This is a genomic window from Flavobacteriales bacterium (genome assembly GCA_013214975.1).
GTDB lineage: Bacteria > Bacteroidota > Bacteroidia > DT-38 > DT-38 > DT-38.
The window spans coordinates 1-17,335 of the sequence record JABSPR010000396.1; the positions used below are offsets into that span (position 1 = coordinate 1).

Annotated in this window: 14 protein-coding genes; 7 read left to right on the top strand and 7 right to left on the bottom strand. The window is 35.9% G+C overall.

All coding sequences use genetic code 11. From position 1 onward, the window contains the following. The 4 genes from HRT72_12420 to HRT72_12435 form a co-directional block, all read left to right on the top strand. Nucleotides 1–1,163, top strand: a 1,163-nt coding sequence (locus tag HRT72_12420) for a hypothetical protein (protein ID NQY68509.1), incomplete at its 5' end; no start/stop codon positions are given. 16 nt (nt 1,164–1,179) lie between these two features. Continuing rightward, nucleotides 1,180–1,728, top strand: a complete 549-nt coding sequence (gene lptC, locus HRT72_12425) for an LPS export ABC transporter periplasmic protein LptC (GenBank protein ID NQY68510.1) — start codon at nt 1,180–1,182, stop codon at nt 1,726–1,728. A gap of 203 nt (nt 1,729–1,931) precedes the next feature. Beyond that, on the top strand, nt 1,932–3,200 hold the full coding sequence (locus tag HRT72_12430) for an HlyC/CorC family transporter (GenBank protein NQY68511.1): 1,269 nt from the start codon (nt 1,932–1,934) through the stop codon (nt 3,198–3,200). A 57-nt stretch (nt 3,201–3,257) separates the two neighbouring features. Beyond that, nucleotides 3,258–5,378 carry a SurA N-terminal domain-containing protein gene (locus tag HRT72_12435; protein ID NQY68512.1) on the top strand — a complete coding sequence of 707 codons (2,121 nt, stop codon included), beginning with the start codon at nt 3,258–3,260 and terminating at the stop codon, nt 5,376–5,378. A 3-nt stretch (nt 5,379–5,381) separates the two neighbouring features. On the opposite strand, the gene rodA is transcribed toward HRT72_12435, so the two are convergent. The 6 genes from rodA to purH are packed head-to-tail and all read right to left on the bottom strand — an operon-like array spanning nt 5,382 to nt 12,356. Continuing rightward, the gene (rodA, locus tag HRT72_12440; protein ID NQY68513.1) at nt 5,382–6,647 is read right to left on the bottom strand and encodes a rod shape-determining protein RodA; all 1,266 of its coding nucleotides are present in this window, start codon (nt 6,645–6,647) and stop codon (nt 5,382–5,384) included. Next, nucleotides 6,644–8,446 (bottom strand): penicillin-binding protein 2, encoded by a 1,803-nt coding sequence (gene mrdA / locus HRT72_12445; GenBank protein NQY68514.1) that lies wholly within the window; start codon nt 8,444–8,446, stop codon nt 6,644–6,646. Before mrdA ends, rodA begins: the two co-directional genes overlap by 4 nt. Further along, entirely contained in the window at nt 8,446–8,955 is a 510-nt protein-coding gene (gene mreD / locus HRT72_12450; GenBank protein NQY68515.1) for a rod shape-determining protein MreD, read from the bottom strand. Before mreD ends, mrdA begins: the two co-directional genes overlap by 1 nt. Beyond that, nucleotides 8,948–9,778 carry a rod shape-determining protein MreC gene (mreC, locus tag HRT72_12455; GenBank protein ID NQY68516.1) on the bottom strand — a complete coding sequence of 277 codons (831 nt, stop codon included), beginning with the start codon at nt 9,776–9,778 and terminating at the stop codon, nt 8,948–8,950. The genes mreD and mreC overlap by 8 nt, the downstream gene beginning before the upstream one ends. A 31-nt stretch (nt 9,779–9,809) precedes the next feature. Then, on the bottom strand, nt 9,810–10,832 hold the full coding sequence (locus HRT72_12460) for a rod shape-determining protein (protein NQY68517.1): 1,023 nt from the start codon (nt 10,830–10,832) through the stop codon (nt 9,810–9,812). 9 nt (nt 10,833–10,841) lie between these two features. After that, the gene (gene purH, locus HRT72_12465) at nt 10,842–12,356 is read right to left on the bottom strand and encodes a bifunctional phosphoribosylaminoimidazolecarboxamide formyltransferase/IMP cyclohydrolase (GenBank protein ID NQY68518.1); all 1,515 of its coding nucleotides are present in this window, start codon (nt 12,354–12,356) and stop codon (nt 10,842–10,844) included. A 167-nt stretch (nt 12,357–12,523) separates the two neighbouring features. Between purH and HRT72_12470 the strand changes: the two genes are divergently transcribed. Both HRT72_12470 and HRT72_12475 read left to right on the top strand, forming a co-directional pair. Then, on the top strand, nt 12,524–14,077 hold the full coding sequence (locus HRT72_12470; protein NQY68519.1) for a DUF839 domain-containing protein: 1,554 nt from the start codon (nt 12,524–12,526) through the stop codon (nt 14,075–14,077). Between the two features lie 3 nt (nt 14,078–14,080). Then, the gene (locus HRT72_12475) at nt 14,081–15,967 is read left to right on the top strand and encodes a hypothetical protein (GenBank protein ID NQY68520.1); all 1,887 of its coding nucleotides are present in this window, start codon (nt 14,081–14,083) and stop codon (nt 15,965–15,967) included. Here HRT72_12475 and HRT72_12480 read toward each other — a convergent pair. Next, on the bottom strand, nt 15,922–16,914 hold the full coding sequence (locus HRT72_12480; protein ID NQY68521.1) for a glycosyltransferase family 2 protein: 993 nt from the start codon (nt 16,912–16,914) through the stop codon (nt 15,922–15,924). The two genes, HRT72_12475 and HRT72_12480, sit on opposite strands and share 46 nt — an antisense overlap. Before the next feature lie 157 nt (nt 16,915–17,071). On the opposite strand from HRT72_12480, the gene HRT72_12485 reads away from it, so the two are divergent. Further along, nucleotides 17,072–17,335, top strand: a 264-nt coding sequence (locus tag HRT72_12485; protein NQY68522.1) for a hypothetical protein, incomplete at its 3' end; no start/stop codon positions are given.

The following is a 17,335-nucleotide window of genomic DNA, read 5'->3' on the forward strand; positions in this document are numbered from 1 at the left end:
CGAAAAATTATAAAGGTGCGGTAGCTAACTGGCATATTGCAATTTCTACGTGTCCTACCGCTGGGAAATCATTATACATTAATGGGGCGAAAATGTATAAGTCGTTTATTAAAGAGGAAGCCGATGAGGTTAGAAAGGGAGTATTGGTAGATACTCTTATTTGGATTTCTGATGAACGAATTAAATATTTCGGTCAAGAAGGATATGTTAAGGGACGCCAAGCAGGAGATGTGCTTAAATACAAAAAAGACATTTCTAAAGCTTTTGAATTAGCAGCACGTAGCTATGAGCTAGAGCAGAATAAAATGGAGGCTGGAGCAGTGAATACTTATTTTAAAACAGGTTATAAAAAGTTTAAGAAGAAAGAATTGGAGAAAGAAGTCGTAATGGACCTCTATCTTAAGTTAAGTGATGTTGTTGCTGCAAATTTAGGAAATGAAAAAAAGGCTGCTAACTACAAGAAGGTGCAGGACGGAATGGATAAAATGTTTTCTAACCTAGCGAGCTGTGAAGATTTACTTGCTGTATTCCAACCTCGATTTGATGCTGCTCCAGAAGACGTTGCTCTTTTGAAAAGCATTACAAAATTATTGGATAAAGTTAAATGCATCGATTCAGAGTTGTTTTACAATTCATCTGTTAAGCTTGATGCTTTAGAGTCTTCGGAGACTTCGAAATATAATTTGGGTAAAATGTCAATGACAAAAAAGAAATATACAGCCGCACTTGATTATTTTAAAGCTGCAACGGAGTTAGCAACGGAAGATGAGAAAAAGGGGAAATACTTATTTAAATCTGCAGAAGCTTATAAAGCTTTAGGGCAAAGTGCATCTGCACGAACTTTCGCTAAAAAAGCAATTACTGCAAGACCTTCTTGGGGCATACCTTACATATTGATAGGTGATTTGTATACTGGTAGTGCGAAATCATGTGCCGCTACCGATGCTGTAGATTTAGGTTCTTTATATTGGGCGGCATACGATCAATATAAAAAGGCCAAAGCTGTAGATTCAGAAGTATCTGAAATGGCTACTTCTAAAATGGCTCAAGCATCAAAGCATTATCCTGAACAAAAGGATACATTCTTTAAAGGGTTAGAAGAAGGAGCAGCTTTTACTGTAGGATGTTGGATTAATGAAGCCACTACTGTAAGGGTTAGGTAATAACTTATTCTTTCTGATGAGGAGAATCGGAATTCGTATTTTGTTTTTTTTAGCGCTAGTGAATACCATTAGTAGCTGCACTAATGATGTTAAAGTTGTAAATAAATTAACATCTGTAAAGGATCTTCCTTTAGTAAGTTCTAAAAATCTTCAGATACTAAGAAGTGATTCGGGCAGATTGCAGGCGAAATTGAATTGTCCTGTACTTAATATATATGAAGGAGAGGAGCCCTTTAAAGATTTACCGGAAGGATTTGATGCCGAGATTTATAATGGAAGCGAGGAGGTAGAAACAGTCATTAGTGCTAATAAGGGTAAATTGTTCAATAATGATATGTTAATGGACGCAAAAGATGATGTGGTCGTCATTAATAGTCAAGGAGAAAAATTGAATACAGAACATCTTATCTGGGACGGTGAAAAGAAAATAATTTATACCGAAGAATTTGTAAAAATTACTACTGAAGAAGAAGTTATTTTTGGAGAAGGGTTAGAGGCGAATGAAAGCTTTACAAAATATACAATCAAAAAGCCTAGGGGCTCAATAACTTTGGAAGATGATTAAGGTTTTGAAAATGATGGAAGTTTTTTGGTTCTTGGTAGCTCTGGCTGGCGCGGTCTATGCTTGTTATCAGATACATACCATTGGTTTATCGGAAGGATACGTATTTTTATTAGTACCTTTTGTAGCGGGAATAATGTTTATCTTAAGAAGATTACGCAGGAAATCGATCGAGCAAGAGAATTCGTGATTCTGCTTTTATATAAATGAGTAGTTCGTTAACAATACTTCTTACCCTCTTATTTTCATCCTTTTTTTCTGGGATGGAAATCGCCTTTGTTTCGGCCAATCGGTTGAAAATTGAGTTGGAAAATAAACAAGGAAAACTAAGTGCAAGAATACTCTCCAAGTTCATTAAAAAACCTGCTTGGTTTATTGGAGCGATGCTCGTTGGGAACAACGTTTCGTTAGTCATTTATGGAATAGCAATGGCAGGTATAATTGAGCCTGTAGTTCAAATTTATATCCAATCGCATTCCGTAGTTCTTACAGTTCAAATAGTAATCTCTACCTTATTAGTATTGGTGGCAGCCGAGTTTTTGCCAAAAACGATATTCAGAATCGATCCGAATCGAATATTGAATCTCTTTGCGATACCAGCTTTCATAATTTATTACATGCTATTCTTTACAGGTATAGTTTGGTTAATCATAAGATTGTCGGATTTTTTATTGAGGAATATTCTAGGAGTATCTGTTTCAGAAGACGAAGAGGTCGTATTTGGTAGATTAGACTTGGACGCTTATCTGAAAGAAGCAGCTACTGGGGATGAAGAAAAGGTTGATCAGGAAATTCAGATAATTCAAAATGTACTCGATTTCTCGAAGATTAAAATAAGGGAATGTATGGTTCCGAGAACTGAAATTATTGCTCTTCCTATCGATGCATCAATAGAAACTTTGCGTAAGAAGTTTATAGAGACATGGCATTCAAAAATTCTAGTTTATAAGGATTCGTTGGATGATATAATAGGATATGTGCATGTATATGACGTATTTAAAGATACAGATACATTAAAGTCTTCCCTGCGGCCTTTGTTATGGATTTCGGAAGCAATGACTGCAAATGAACTCTTAGGCCAGTTTATTCAACAACGCAAGAGTATAGCGGTTGTACTCGATGAATTTGGAGGAACATCAGGTATTGTTACCATCGAGGATGTTGTTGAAGAAATATTTGGAGAAATCGAGGACGAACACGATGTCGAAAAACAGACTGAGAAGAAAATTGGTGAAAATGAATTCATTTTTTCTGCTAGAGTAGAAATAGACTATTTAAATGATGAGTATAAGTTTAATATTCCTGTATCAGATGAATATGAAACATTAGGGGGATATATCGTCCATCACCTGCAGAATATCCCAATGTTGAATGATCGGGTGGAGATTGAAAATCTGCATTTCATAATTACTTCTGTTGAAAAGACTCACATCGAAAAAGTTTATCTAGAAGTAAAAGAAAAAGAGGTTAAATAACCTCTTTTTAATCTCAATTTTCCATCGTATCTTCACCCTTCAAAAAATTTTACCAAAATGGCAGTTTTAGGAAGTATTAGAAAGTATTCTTGGTTAGTAATGGTTGTAATAGGTTTAGGCTTGTTACTTTTTATTGGAGGTGACTTTTTTAGTAACCAATCAGGAAGTAGTAGGAATAGCGACTTGGCTGAAATCAACGACGTAGTTGTATCTCCACAGGAGTATGATAATAGACTACAACAACAAATCAATAGCTTCAAACAAAGATCAGGACAATCTACTTTAGATGATAGAACAATGGATTTGATTAAGGATCAGGTTTGGGGTCAATTGAAATCTGAAATTATATTGAAAGGCGAATACTATAAACTAGGTATCGATCTTGGCGAAGATGAATTGGAGAACATGACAACTGGTCCAAATCCCCATAAGCAAATTGTTCAGAGTTTTAGAGATCCTAATACGGGTCAATTTAATTCAGGATTGGTATTACAGTATTTACAGAATATGGATAACGATGCATCTGGTCAGCAAAGAGCACAATGGGTTACTCTAGAGAATGAAATAGTTGGAGAAAGAATACTTTCTAAGTATACGTCTATGGTAAAACAAGGATTGTATGTTACAAACGATGAAATCCAAAAGAATTTGGCGAGCAATGGTAAGATTGCTAGTATTCAATATGTAATGAAAGAATATCGATCGGTTTCTGATGATGCGGTCGAATTATCTGACGCGGATGTAAAAGAATATTATAATGAGCACCTTTCGGATTATGAACAAAGTGCTTCTCGTTCAGTTAAATGCGTTGTTTTTCCAGTTGATCCATCTGAAGATGATAAATTGGAAGTAATGAGTTGGGCAAACCAAATTAAAACTGATTTTGCTGATATAACGGATGATAGTCTTTACATCAATCTTAATGCAGATACGAAGTATTTTGGATTATATAGTACTTCCGGTGAATTACCATTAAGCATAGATTCGATAATGTTTGCTTCGGAAGTAGGTTATGTATCTGATGTATTTGTTGAGGGTAGACTTTACGGTGTGGCTAAGTTGTTGGAGAAGAAATTCGCTCCGGATTCTGCAAAGGCAAGAAATATATTCATCGGATTTAATGATGAAAATATTGCTCAAGGTGCAAGATCTAAAGCTGATGCAAAACAGATTGTAGATAGTTTATACACCTTAATAACAACTGTTGGAGTTGATTTGAGTGAATTAGCAACGACTAATTCTGACGCAGGTAATGCGCAGTCAGGTGGCCAAATAGATTGGTTTGAAGAAGGTGCAATACTCAAAGCGATTAGCAACTGGTGTTTTGATACTTCAATCGATACAGGGATTGTAACGTTACTTGAGACCTCAACGGGTTATCATATCGTGGAATTGTTGGATAGAACAAAATCGGTGAATAAAGTAAGAGTAGGAATCATTGATAGAGCGTTGGATCCGAGTAACACAACATTCCAAGATATTTTTGCTTCTTCAAGTGAGTTTGCTGGTAAGAATAATAGTTCAGAATCATTTAATGCCGCACTTGGATCTGTTGATGTGGCTCCATTTGTTAGGTCAATTGAAGGGATTGAAAAGGGCGATAGGAATTTAGATGGTTATGAAGGTACAAGAGAAATTGTGAGATGGATCAATGATGCTAGAGAAGGCAACGTGTCAACTGCGATTGAGATTGGCGAAAGTTATTTTATCGTTTTGCTTGAGGATGTTTTCGAAAAAGGAACTACGCCTTTAGAGAAAATTAGAATTGAGGTAGAGTCTGCTGCCAGAAAAGAAAAGAAAGCGGATATGTTGGCTCAAGAAATGCAAGGTGCTCTTGGGTCTGGTGCTATAGAAGAAGCTAGCCAGAAGTTAAGTCTTACTCCTCAAAGTATTTCAGGAGTTTCTTTCGCTTCAGATAATGTTGGGCAAATAGGTAGAGAGCCTGCTTTAGTGGGAACGATATTTGGAATGCAAGAAGGAGAAACTTCGAAACCAATTAAAGGAGAACAAGGTGTATACATTGTTAAATTGGAGACGTTGCAAACACTCAATGTAGGTGATCAGAATACAGCTAGATCGATTCTTAAAAGTGGAGTAAAATCGAAAACAGATTATCTGTTATTTGACGCTATTATGGATAATGCAGTTGTGACTGATAATAGAGCTGACTTCTACTAATATTTACCTTCCCAGTATATCTTTTCTCTGAAAATCCTGATTGATTAGGATGAAAAGAAGAATTGTAAAAGACCAAAGAGAAGACCCCCCATAGCTTAAAAAGGGTAGTGGTATGCCAATGATAGGGGCTAGTCCAATTGTCATCCCTATATTAATTCCAAAATGAAAGAAAAATATGGAGGCTACTCCATAGCCATAGAGTTTAGCAAACATTAGCTTCTGCCTTTCCGCTAAATTGATAATTCGAAGAAGTAGAAAAACGTAAAGTCCAATTGTAAACATACTTCCAAGGAATCCCCATTCTTCTCCAATTGTACAGAATATAAAATCGGTACTCTGCTCTGGAACGAAGTCGAATTTCGTTTGCGTTCCTTGAAGGTATCCTTTGCCAGCAAATCCTCCAGAGCCGATTGCTATTTTCGATTGGTTAATGTTATATCCGGCTCCATGTATATCTGCTTGTATACCCAACAAAACTTCAATTCTTTGTTTTTGATGTGGCTCTAAAATATTCTCAAATACATAATCAACACTAAAAGTGAAAGCGATTGAAACAGCCATAACAGCTACTACAATCATCCGATCTATTTTTTTCTTTTGTACTTGCCAAAATCCAAATATTCCCAAAGCGGCAATACATGAACTAAGAATAACTTGGTTTATGAGTAAGGCTAAAACAAAAAGTATGAGAATAGTAACTCCGAAAAGAAGAATATTTCCTGGTAATCCCATTCTATATAGCACGAAAATTAGCGAGAAGAAGACAAGAGTTGAACCAGTATCATTCTGAAGTAATATCAATAATGCAGGAAGAAGGATTATGAAAACGACAGTTAGTCGTGTCCTAATTCTTTTAAAATTAATTCTATCGGAGCTCATGTATTTTGCGAGAGCCAAACATGTTGCAAATTTCGCAAATTCGGATGGTTGAATTTTGAAACTTCCTAAGGTGATCCACGATTTGGATCCCGCGATTTCGTCGCCTATCCCCAGAACTAAGAGTAAAATGAACATGATGATACCATAAATAAGGTAGGCCATTTTGTTAAAAAGGTCGTAGTGGGTAACAAGAATTATAAATGCAAGAACGATGGAGGTTCCTATCCACAACAACTGTTTACCGTAATTTTGAGACAGGTCGAAAATACTTGGGTGAGCTTCGTTGTAGGATGAAGAAAAGATATTTGTCCATCCAATAAACAAGAAGGTAACATAGGTCAATACAAGTACCCAGTCAATTCGTTCCGATATGCTCTCTTGTACTCTCAATACCTAAATGTGCTATCTGGATAATAAATACGATCTGCCATTCTTGGTCGAGAAATAGAATCGGTTAAATACTTTTCGATCATTAGACTTGCAATGGGAGCAGCCATTGTTGAACCGTAACCAGCATTTTCTATATAAGCAGCAATTGCTATTTTCGGATTATCCATAGGGGCAAAAGCAATAAAAATTGAATGATCATCCCCATGAGGATTCTGAGCAGTACCTGTTTTACCACATAGCTTAATGCCTTTTATTTTTGCTCTTCCACCAGTACCGCCACTTTTCTCTATTACATCGTTCATTGCCTGCCGCACTAGGTCAAAATGTTTTCTGTCAATATCAGTGAACTGTTTAGAATAGGTCGAAATATTATTGGAGTCTGACATTACAATGTGTGGTTTGTAGAAATAACCTTTATTAGCGATAATTGCTGTCATATTAGCCATTTGAAGAGGACTAACACTTAATTCTCCTTGACCAATAGCCAATGATACAACGTATAAAGACTTCCATCTTCCCACTCCATGTTGACTATCATATGTCTCTTTCGAAGGTAAAATGCCAGATACTTCATGAGGTAAATCAATACCTGATTTGTGGCCCAGTCCGAATTTCTCGACATGGTTCCGCCAGTTGTTAAATCCTTTCTCTGTCGGAGAATATTTATCTATAATGCTACGAAATACGTGACAATAATATGCATTACAAGATGTTCGGATTGAGTATTTTAAATTTATTGGCGATGTGTGTCGGTGGCAACCAACATGTAACCTTCCCGCATCGTAGCCCATATTACAACTGTAATAAGAATTACTGTCAACTATTCCTTCTTGCATTCCGATTAGAGCATTTACTAGTTTAAAGGTTGATCCAGGAGGATATTGGGCCATTATTGCTCTGTTGAAAAGAGGTTTTGATTCGTCTTTAGTTAATGTGGCATAGTTCTCTGCACGCTTTCTACCCACAAGTAAATTGGGATCGTAAAAAGGACTTGAAACCAAGGCTAGTATTTCTCCAGTTTGCGGATCTATTGCGACAACACTGCCGCTTTTTCCTTTGAGAAGTGCTTCGCCAAAAAGTTGTAGGTCTTTGTCTATAGTGAGATTAATCTTTTTTCCAGGAATAGCTTTTATGTCGTGTTCTCCATTCTTGAATTTCCCTTGTACTCTACCGAAAACATCAACCATCATTACCGATTTTCCGTTCGTTCCCCTGAGAACACTCTCATAAGATTTTTCAATTCCTGTAATGCCAGTGTAATCACCTGCTTTGTACGATTTATCATTTTCAACTAGCCGTTTTCCTACTTCTCCAATATTTCCTAAAATGTGACTGGCCATATTGAAAGCATATTTTCTAGTTGTCCTGGCTTGGGCGTAAAACCCTGGAAAACCATGTAAGCTTTCTTGAAATGATGCGTAAGTTTCGGCTGAAACTTGTTTTAGGAATATGGATGGTTTACGATAGGAGTATGCTTTTACTTTGTAAATGCGTTTTAGGCAATTTATTTTGTCTATATCAAGTGCCTGGCAAAGCTTCAATGTGTCAAATTCCGACATCTGTCTTGGGATAAGCATTATATCATATGACGCCTGGTTGTAAACAAGTAATTGCCCATTACGGTCGTATACAAGACCACGTGCTGGATATTCTGTGATGTGACGAGTTACATTGTTATCAGCAGATAGTTTCCAAGAATCATCGACTATTTGAAGAAAGAACAATCGTATTATGAAAATTATTGCGAGGCCGCAAATAATAAGAATAAAAATTAATTTTTTTTCTTCAGCAGGCTTCATTACGATTTTCTAAACGTAAGATATTGTTGAATAACCATTATTAGTACAGTGAACAATGTGCTGTAAACCGTTCTTAGTAACGTGGAAAAAAAGGAAGTCATTCGGAATATTTCGAGAAAGAAAAGAATAAGATGGTGACAGAACACGAGTATGACAGCATAGAATAAAAACCATTGTAGACCCATGTATTTTAACGTTGGTTGGGCGTTAAAATCATAACCTCCTCTAGGCTCTGTGAATTTCAATATCAAGGGTCGAATAAAGGCTAGGAGTACGCAAGCTGACGAATGTAAGCCGATTGAATCGGAGAAAATGTCGATGCAAAAACCTGTAAAGAAAGCTACAGCTAAAACTAACCCCTTGGGCATATCAATAGGAAGTAAAAGTAAAATTAGTACGTAAAGAAAAGGGTTTAGGTAACCGCCAAGTTCCACGTTGTTGAGGATTAATACTTGAAAAAGTATTAATAGAAAAAAACGAAGAATATTTATTCCACTTTCTTTAATCATTGTTTTTGGCTTCTAGTTCTATTTTTTCTTTTCCCTTTAAATTATTGACGACATAAACATGAGAAAGTTTTTTGAAGTCTAAATAAAGATTTACTTCTACGTTAATAAATAAGCCAGAATTATCATTTTCTGACGTGTCTGCAAATCCAATCAACATATTTTCTGGAAAAATACTGGAGAAGGCGGAAGTTGAAATGGTATCACCTTGATTAATCTTAACATGATTTGGGATTTCTTTTAGTAAAACTTTATTATAATCATTTCCTTCCCATATTACAGATCCAAAATAATCACTGCTGTTAATTTTCGCACTTATTTTAGAATCAGTATGCAATATGGATACTATACTGCTATAGGATTCTGATACATTCTTGACAATGCCAATCACGGCGTCGTTAAAAATAACACCCATTCCTCTTTTTATTCCTTGATTGGAACCTTTGTTGATTGTAATGTAGTTGGTTCTTTTATTGACAGAATTGTTCACCACTTTGGCAGCAATAAATTCATATTGAGGCTCAAAAGAAGTCACGGTTCGCGAATTCCCATTCGTTACATCATATCTCATGTACGAGATTTGCGCCATTGATTTTAGCTTCGCGTTTTCTTTCGCTAGGGCATCATTCTTTTTTGTAAGCGCTAAATATCCAGTTAGGTTACTGTAGTTTTCATAGATCTGTCCGATGAATGAATTGGAAGAATTAAAATACGATGCGTTGTGAAAGTCGTTATTTAAAACCAATAGAGAAATTGAAAAGAATTCGAATGTAACAAACATGAGAAGGAAATAGTGCTTCAGAATAAAAGCTATAATTACCTTCATTTGCTATGTGTTGTTTAATTCTTTTTTATTGTTATCTCAATAAGAATTGGAAATTGTCTACATTTTTAAGCGCAATACTTGTACCCCGTGCAACTGCTCTTAAAGGGTCTTCGGCGACATGTACGGGAAGTTTAGTCTTTTTTGCAATTCTTGTATCCAACCCTCGTAACATTGAACCACCACCGGCCAAGTAAATTCCTGTTCTGTATATATCTGCAGATAATTCAGGTGGCGTTAATTCCAGTGCGCTGAGTACAGCTTCTTCAATTTTTGCAATTGATTTGTCAAGGCAATAAGATATCTCTGTATATGAAACTAATATTTCTTTCGGGATTCCAGTTATTAAATCTCGCCCATGTACTGGGTAGTCTTCTGGAGGATTGTCTAATTCTTCAGATGCCGCGCCGACTTCAATTTTTATTAATTCAGCAGATCGTTCTCCAATAAGAATACTGTGTTGCTTTCTCATGTATTCTTCAATATCGCTGGTGAAATTATCTCCTGCAACTCGAATAGATTTATCACAAACAATTCCTCCAAGAGCAATAACTGCAATTTCGCTAGTACCACCACCGATATCAATTACCATATTTCCTATAGGTTCCTCAACATCTAAACCGATACCGATTGCAGCCGCCATTGGCTCATGAATTAAGTAAACTTCTTTACCGCCGGCATGTTCTGCACTATCACGTACAGCTCTTTTCTCAACCTCAGTAATCCCTGAAGGAATACAAATAACCATTCGCAAAGAAGGTGTGAAAAATTTACTGGCCGCAGGAATCATTTTAATCATTCCTCTAATCATGTGCTCAGCAGCATGGAAATCTGCTATTACACCATTTCTTAAGGGGCGAATTGTAGTAATATTTTCATGCGTTTTACCGTGCATTTGCATGGCTTTCTTACCTACAGCAATTACTTTTCCTGACGATCTTTCTATAGCTACAATAGAAGGTTCATCCACAACAACTTTATCGTTATAAAGAATTAGCGTGTTGGCTGTACCAAGATCGATTGCTATTTCCTGTGTTAGAAAGTCAAATAATCCCATATCTTCTTGTTAGTGTTTAAAATGTCTAGTACCAGTTATTACCATGGATATCCCATTATCATTACAATAGTCAATAGAGTCTTTATCCTTAATCGATCCTCCCGGGTGAATTACAGATGTGATACCGGCATTACCTGCAATTTCCACACAATCAGGGAAAGGGAAGAAAGCGTCAGATGCCATAACAGCACCGTTTAGGTCAAATTTAAATGAAGTTGCTTTGTTTATGGCTTGATGTAAAGCGTCTACTCGAGATGTTTGTCCAGTTCCGCTTGCAAGTAATTGTTTGTTTTTGGCTAAAACGATCGTGTTTGATTTGGTGTGTTTGGCTAGTTTGTTAGCAAATTCAAGATCCGATAATTCTTGTGCTGATGGAGAAGCATCCGTTCCTTTTTGAAAATCAGGTATAGATGTCATCTCTAAATCCTGATCTTGTTGAAGAACACCATTTAGCACGCTTCTAAATTGTTTGCGTTTTGGTGTTCCTTGTTTTTGTACTAAAATAATTCGATTCTTCTTAGATTTTAAAATATCTAATGTTCCCTCCTCATAGCCTGGTGCAATTAATACTTCGCAAAACAATTTGTTGATTTCATTAGCTACATTAATAGTGATATTTCTATTTGTAATAAGTACTCCTCCAAAAGCAGAAACAGGATCACCAGCTAAAGCATCGTTGTAAGCGTCTAGTAAGTTGTCTCGAGATGCCAAGCCACAAGCATTGTTATGCTTTAAGATTACGAATGTCGTTTCGGTAAATTCTGCAATTAAATTCGTTGCAGCGTCAAGATCTAATAGATTGTTGTATGAAAGCTCTTTCCCGTTAAACTGTTCGAACATCTCATCTAAGTTGCCATAGAATGTTCCTTGTTGATGTGGGTTTTCGCCATAACGTAAGGATCTACTTCCTGAAGTGTTCTCTTGAAATACTTCATTTTTGTCTTTGTGGAAATAGTTAAAAATGGCGGTGTCATAAGTAGAAGAAATTTGAAATGCCTTTTCAGCGAGCGCTTTTCTTTGCTCTAAATTAGTTTCTCCATTTTGCTCATTGAGTAAATTCAACAAAGTCGGATATTCATTCCTTGAAGGGACTATTACAACGTCGTTGAAATTTTTGGCTGTTGCCCGGATTAAAGAAATTCCTCCGATATCTATTTTTTCAATTATTTCTTGCTCTGATCCACCACCTGAAACAGTTTCCGAAAAGGGGTATAGGTCAACAATAACTAGATCGATTTCTGGGATATCAAATTCTTCCAATTGTTTAATATCACCCTCATCATCTCGTCTACTAAGTATTCCGCCAAATATTTTTGGATGAAGAGTTTTGACCCTGCCTCCTAGTATAGAAGGGTAAGAAGTAAGGTTTTCAACAGCGACAACTTCGATACCCAGTTTCTCAATAAATTCTTGTGTTCCTCCAGTGGAGTATATGCGAATATTTAAGTCGTTTAATCTTCTTGCAATATCTTCGAGATTATCCTTGTAAAATACTGATATTAGGGCGTTTTTAATTTTTTTCAATCGCTTATTAATTGTAATTCATATGCTTACAAGTTTAGAAAATATTAGAGCACAAAACAATGTTTTATATATGCCCATATCAGATGTTACGAACAATTTAAAGTTAATTTCATACGGTAGAAGAGTGGATTTTCAAGAGACGTATTAAAAGTTTATACCTTTAGTAAATGAGAATATCAATTATTCTTTTATGGTTTTACTGTGCCTCTGTTTTTGGACAAAGCAATATTGGCGATTTTCAATCGCTTGAACCATTATCGCAATCAACAAACTTTTTAATCCCTACTACACACCAATTTCAAAAATTGATTGAACAAGGGGATCCTTTAACCGAAGGTGGAACATTGCAAGATTTGGTTGATTTTACAGGATATGTTCCAATAAATGGGAGTAGCACAAATGGGTACTTAAGTATTAATTCCGAATTATCTCCAGGAGGATTGGCAATCTTAGAAATAAATTTGAATCCGATAACGAATATATGGGAGATAACATCTTCTCAGAATGTTGATTTTGCCAGTGTAGAAGGTACTGCTAGAAACTGTTCTGGAACTGTCACTCCTTGGAATACGGTAATTACATCTGAAGAAGTAATCTCGACTACTGATAATAATATTGATGGATATTATGATTTGGGATGGAATGTAGAAATTGATCCTGTAACCAAATCTGTTATTGGAAAACTCTGGGCTCTTGGGAATTTTAGACACGAGAACGTTGTAGTACATACCAATGAAAGAACAGTTTATCAAGGTGCCGATTCTAATCCAGGATATTTGTACAAATTTGTTGCCGACAACGCTCAAGATTTAAGCAGTGGGTTACTTTATGTTTATAGTGGCTTAAAGGATGGTCCAGGGAATTGGATATTACTAGATAATACGACTACGAATGATAGAAACACCACTTTAATTCAGAGCGCAAACGTTGGAGGAACGGTTTTTAATGGAATTGAAGATGTGGAAATTGGACCAAATGGATGGGTATATTTTACGGTAAAAGGAGAAAATCAGATTTATAGATTTCAAGATTCAGATCCAATCACTGGCACTGTGGTTACGTTGATGGAAACATATGTGGGTAATATGTCTTATCAAATCACACATCCAAATGGTGTGTCAACCGAAGCATGGGGAGCTGGAAATGATAATCTCGCATTTGACGGCGATGGAAATTTATGGGTTCTACAAGATGGAGGCAAGTTTTATATTTGGGTAGTTGAGAATGGACATACACAGTTAGATCCTAAGGTTAAGATATTTGGAAATACACCAACCTCTGCTGAGCCAACAGGAATAACTTTTTCACCCGATTATAAGTATTTATTCATGTCTATTCAACATCCAAATCCAGGAAACGGCTATTCTTCACAAATGGATGTCGAGGGAAATCCGATAGGGTTTGAGAAAGATATAACGTTGGTAATATCAAGGGTAGACATCAACGGACCTGCCACATCGATTGAGCAAATAGATAAGGTCACTGTTGTTCTATACCCGAATCCTTTTAAAAATGAGTTGAATATACATCTCGGAAAGTATATGGATAATGTGCATATTGAACTTAGAAATACAATGGGCTCAATTATTGTTGAGCAAAGGTATAATCAAGTAAAAGAATTCAATCTTCATATTCCAGAAATACCACAAGGAATTTATATTGTTGTAGTGAGGTCTAAAGATTCTGTTATAACGACGCGGAAAGTCTTCCTGAAGAGATAGTAGATGTTATCAAGTTTCAATTCCAGTTTCAATTCGTTCGATGAAAATTCCTCTAAGTGGAATCAATTCCTTGCGGCTGTAATCATAACCGTTTTTACGTTTCCCGAATTCCAACCAAACTACACAACAGGGATTGATGGCTCTTATGCCTGGGCGTTCAATTATCTTTTTCAAAGTGATTTTAATTCACTTTTAGATCTTCGTTTTCCAATTAGCTTCTTGGGGTTTTTAAGAATGCCAACAACAGAAGGGGTTAATCTGATTTATGCGTCAATCTTTCATTTCGGATTAAAGGTTGGTTTTGTATTGTCTTTTTTTTCTTACTCATCCAATTATTTCAAATCGAAATTTGTACCAATTTTGCTGTGTTCTTCGATTTGTTTTTTTGCTAATCTCGATGTATTGCTCATCGGAGTTGCAGTATTGGGCTGTTTGAAATATGGAGAATCACCAAAACCGTACTTGATTTATTTGGTATCTGTAACGGCGGCCTTAGGTTTCTCAATTCGCTTTTCAATCGGTATCTCAATTCTTTCTACCCTCATATTTGCTATTATCGTCAATCTAGTTAAGCGGAAAAACTACATTGGTGCTGCAGGAGATTTCTTTGTTTCAGTAGCCATTATTGTACTAGTCCTGATTGTTCCCTTTTGTGGAGTGGATGGGCTAATTGAATATTTCGAATCCGGAATAAATATCTCCTTTGGTTATTCCGAATCGTTATCGTTACAACCGAAAAACAATCGATTGCAGCTTTTGGGTTTTCTATTTCCTATATTTTATTTATTCGTTTTTACAATACAACAATCGAATTCAAGAGCACTACTAATACTAATTCCGTCTTTGTTTTTAATGTGGAAGCATGGTATGGTAAGAGAAGATTTTTCGCATTACTCAATGTTATGGTACTATGCATTATTCTTTTGGGGAGTAGTACTTGTTTCGACGGAAATGCAAAAGAGAAAGACGTTCTTATTAGCATGTATTTCTCTTTGGGCGTTATCGGCGAATGCTTCAAATACGTATGGGGCAAAGGCATTAAATCATGAGAAAAATGGTGTGTATAATTTGATGAATATCTCTTTTGGTTATTCTGAATGGTTCGATAAAAACGAAAATATTTCGACAAAAAAGGTCTCTATAAATATTTTACCTGATTCGGTTTTGGAATTAATTGGATCCAATACTATAGATATATACCCTTGGGATTTATGTTATATCCCTGCCAATAATTTGAATTGGAAACCGCGCTCTACTCTACAAAGTGTAAGTTTTGGTAGTTGGTACGATAGGGAGGATTCAAAGGGATTCAGCTTAGAAACCGGACCTGGATTTGTTATTTGGCACAAGGTTAAAGATAAGGGGGGAAGCGAGTTTGCATCTATAGATGGACGTTCTATATTGAATGATAACCCACTTGCAACACAGCAGATAATTCAAAACTATTCACGTGTTTACGAGAATTCAAACATTTTACTTTTCAAGAAAAAAAGCCAACGAAAAATTTCCCGAAAAGAAACTGCAGAAAAGATAAAAGTTAAGTGGAATTCCTGGATTGAGATACTGAAAAGTAAAAATGGGATTAAAAGAATGAAGGTGTATTCTAATTTAAATTACTACGGTATGCTCAAGAGTTTCTTATATAAATCGGAAGAGTACTTGATTGATTATAGTTTCAATGATGGGTCAATAATTACTTATCGTTATATCCCAAGTACAGCCCGAGATGGAATTTGGATACACCCTTTTAATAGTCTATATGATCTTGATAATGAAAATGGTGATGTGGTTAAAGTAAGATTGAGGTGTAGTAAACCTTCTGTTAATTCGGACTTCTTAGAAATTCAATTTGAGAATTCTTCTTTTCTAGACTCCATGGTTTCGGAGTGAACACTGGTCTTTCCTATTTTAGAATCGGATTCAATTATATAACCAGGTCTGTTTCTAGTTTGGTCTAGAACACGCCATAAATATTCTCCGATTACCCCAAGCATTAGCATAATAATTCCAGAAAAAACGAGAATCAATATCATTATTGGTGCCCATCCTTTAAAAGGAACGGCTCCATTTATATAAGCTCCTGCTATAAAAAGAGCGTAGCATATTCCAGATAGGAACACCAAAATACCTAATACCGACATCGTTCTTAAGGGTATGTAAGAAAAGGCCATTATCCCGTCTATGGTAAGCTTTATTTTCTTTGCTAGCGACCATTTAGAACTCCCTTCTAATCTTTTAGAACGTTTGTAAGGGATGAATTTAATAGGATAACCGGTCCATAGTATTTCTCCTTGCCAAAAAGGATTCGCATCAGTATTTTTTGCCAATAGATTAATGACATTTCTCCCCACAAGGGCATAGTCAAATCCTCCGGTTGGCATTTCAGGGAAGCTCGTTTTTTTAATGAGATTGTAAAATATTTTAGATGAAGATCGATCTAGGATAGAGTCTTCACGGTCTTTTCTACTGGCAACAACTATCTCTGTTTTTTCTTCGAAATAACTATTAATCATCTCGTTCATGAGCTTTGGAGGGTCTTGTAAATCTGCAGAGATGTTTATTGCACATTTGCCAGTGCAAGCTCTATAGCCAGCTAACAGAGCCTGTGCTTGACCAAAGTTTCGAGAGAACTTAATTACCTGAAGAAGATCTGAATAGTAAATTTTAAGTTTATTTAATTCCGAAAAAGAATTATCAGTTGATCCGTCATCAACACAAATAATTTCAAAGTTTAAACTTGAATTATTTAATACTACTTCCTCAACAATAGCTTGAACAGTCTTTGCAATCGATTTCTCGTTGCAATAAACAGGTATGATAATGCTTACGTCGATCATATAATGTATAAATCCATTGCAAAGCCTTCTTTTATTTAATTTGTACCTTCAACCAGAATACGTTATCAACGATAAAGTTGGTGTTCTTATCCTATTGTGAATATAGTTAAACGATGGGAGAAGTGGTGGCGTCAGATTCTTAAATTAATTTATAGTGTTGGAAAGAAAGTATTGTATTGTAGGAGCCGGTCAGTTTGGAAGAGAAGTCTTGTGTTGCCTGATGGATATTTTAACTATTTTGTGCTTACCATCTGATCTCTGTGAGAACTTTGTTGAACCAGAAAGGTTGTTGGACATTCAACAGGGTAAAATATCCCAAGCTGTCGGTATAATTAAATTTGATGACTCTTACGACTTATTCTTGGATGGGATTCAATCGAGTTCATCCAATCTAGAAGATGAAGGGAAGTTGTTCTTCAGA

Excerpts from the sequence above, each read along its gene's own strand:
- lptC (NQY68510.1), top strand. The coding sequence starts at position 1,180 with ATGAGGAGAATCGGAATTCGTATTTTGTTTTTTTTAGCGCTAGTGAAT.
- HRT72_12430 (NQY68511.1), top strand. The coding sequence starts at position 1,932 with ATGAGTAGTTCGTTAACAATACTTCTTACCCTCTTATTTTCATCCTTT.
- HRT72_12470 (NQY68519.1), top strand. The coding sequence starts at position 12,524 with ATGAGAATATCAATTATTCTTTTATGGTTTTACTGTGCCTCTGTTTTT.
- HRT72_12435 (NQY68512.1), top strand. The coding sequence starts at position 3,258 with ATGGCAGTTTTAGGAAGTATTAGAAAGTATTCTTGGTTAGTAATGGTT.
- HRT72_12480 (NQY68521.1), bottom strand. The coding sequence starts at position 16,914 with ATGATCGACGTAAGCATTATCATACCTGTTTATTGCAACGAGAAATCG.
- mreC (NQY68516.1), bottom strand. The coding sequence starts at position 9,778 with ATGAAGGTAATTATAGCTTTTATTCTGAAGCACTATTTCCTTCTCATG.
- mrdA (NQY68514.1), bottom strand. The coding sequence starts at position 8,446 with ATGAAGCCTGCTGAAGAAAAAAAATTAATTTTTATTCTTATTATTTGC.
- mreD (NQY68515.1), bottom strand. The coding sequence starts at position 8,955 with ATGATTAAAGAAAGTGGAATAAATATTCTTCGTTTTTTTCTATTAATA.
- HRT72_12475 (NQY68520.1), top strand. The coding sequence starts at position 14,081 with ATGTTATCAAGTTTCAATTCCAGTTTCAATTCGTTCGATGAAAATTCC.
- HRT72_12460 (NQY68517.1), bottom strand. The coding sequence starts at position 10,832 with ATGGGATTATTTGACTTTCTAACACAGGAAATAGCAATCGATCTTGGT.